The sequence below is a fragment of the Citrobacter sp. TBCS-14 genome (assembly GCF_005280805.1).
Classification (GTDB): Bacteria; Pseudomonadota; Gammaproteobacteria; order Enterobacterales; family Enterobacteriaceae; genus Citrobacter; species Citrobacter gillenii.
The window spans coordinates 1-578 of record NZ_SZWM01000150.1 but is presented as its reverse complement, the minus strand read 5'-3'; the positions used below and the strand labels follow the sequence as shown (position 1 = coordinate 578).

The window sequence follows — 578 nt, the reverse complement described above, 5'->3', positions numbered from 1 at the left end:
CGACTATGTTGAAGTGCTTTACGCCATTGAGTTCACGAATGAGCATGCGCGTGTTCTTTTCGGAAACCGTGATCCAGCCGATGTAAAAGTGATGACGGTTAATGGCGACAGTATGGCCCCCACCCTTGTTTCAGGTGATCGGTTGTTCGTCGATATCTCAGTTCGGCATTTTCAGACTGATGGGGTCTACTCCTTCGTTTATGGGAAGACCTTCCACGTTAAGCGCCTGCAGATGCAAGGTGACAAGCTGGCCGTTCTGTCTGATAACCCAGCCTATGAGAAGTNATAACCCAGCCTATGAGAAGTGGTACATAAACGAAGATACCCAAGATAACCTTTATGTGATGGGTAAGGCATTGATTCATGAATCAATAAAATATAACCGGCTATAATGTTCTTTCGAGCAGGAACTGTAGCTTTGCAGATAGGTTTATAATAAAGGACTTAACATGGAAGCTTCAGCCTTACCAATCAACATAAACTCACTTGGCGACCTTGAGACTGTTTTTAACCGTTTAATGGTTGGCGAAGACATCCGTATTGAAAATATTAAGCTAAATTTTTTCAATAGCATTGAT

General features: G+C 42.6%; 1 pseudogene. It reads left to right on the top strand.

The features are described from left to right. Positions 1-392 (top strand): annotated as a pseudogene (locus FDX22_RS03600) (helix-turn-helix transcriptional regulator); the annotation flags it as partial. Positions 393-578: the final 186 nt, after the last annotated feature.